This is a genomic window from Bacillus sp. LR_5 (genome assembly GCF_042709275.1).
The window spans coordinates 1-1,134 of record NZ_JAVAXX010000614.1; the positions used below are offsets into that span (position 1 = coordinate 1).

Below are 1,134 nucleotides of genomic sequence, written 5' to 3' on the forward strand. Positions count from 1 at the left end.
CTTGTTGAAAGTGTCCAAGATGTATTAAAAGCAGTTTCATCCAGAACTACGATTCCCATTCTGACTGGTATTAAAATCGTTGCATCAGATGATGGCGTATCCTTTACAGGAAGCGATTCAGATATTTCAATTGAATCCTTCATTCCAAAAGAAGAAGGAGATAAGGAGATCGTCACAATAGAACAGCCTGGAAGCATTGTTTTACAAGCCCGCTTCTTTAGTGAGATTGTAAAAAAACTGCCGATGGCAACTGTAGAAATCGAAGTGCAGAATCAGTATTTGACGATTATCCGTTCTGGCAAAGCTGAATTTAATCTAAACGGTCTGGATGCTGATGAGTACCCGCACTTGCCGCAGATCGAAGAGCATCACGCGATTCAAATTCCAACTGACTTGTTAAAAAATCTAATCAGACAAACAGTATTCGCGGTGTCCACCTCAGAAACACGCCCTATCTTGACAGGTGTAAACTGGAAAGTGGAGCAAAGTGAATTATTATGCACTGCGACGGATAGCCACCGTCTTGCTTTAAGAAAAGCGAAACTTGATATTCCAGAAGACAGATCTTATAACGTCGTGATTCCGGGAAAAAGCTTAACTGAACTCAGCAAGATTTTGGATGACAATCAGGAACTTGTAGATATCGTAATCACAGAAACCCAAGTTCTGTTTAAAGCGAAAAATGTTTTATTCTTCTCGCGGCTTCTGGACGGAAATTATCCGGATACAACCAGCCTGATTCCGCAAGAAAGCAAAACAGAAATCATTGTGAACACAAAAGAATTCCTTCAGGCAATTGATCGTGCATCTCTTTTAGCCAGAGAGGGACGCAACAACGTGGTGAAGCTGTCTGCAAAACCGGCTGAATCGATTGAGATTTCTTCCAACTCACCTGAAATCGGAAAAGTTGTTGAAGCGATTCTTGCTGATCAGATCGAAGGTGAGGAATTAAATATCTCATTTAGTCCAAAATATATGCTGGATGCACTAAAGGTGCTTGAAGGAGCAGAAATACGGGTAAGCTTTACAGGCGCAATGAGACCTTTCTTAATTCGCACACCGAATGATGAAACGATTGTACAGCTTATCCTTCCTGTCAGAACCTATTAATCCGATACACTGCTGCCGACCCTT

1 protein-coding gene is annotated in these 1,134 nt (G+C 41.4%); it reads left to right on the forward strand.

From position 1 onward, the window contains the following. A partial coding sequence (dnaN, locus tag RAC86_RS38960; protein ID WP_377886986.1) for a DNA polymerase III subunit beta occupies positions 1 to 1,110 on the forward strand: 1,110 nt, incomplete at its 5' end. Positions 1,111 to 1,134: the final 24 nt, after the last annotated feature.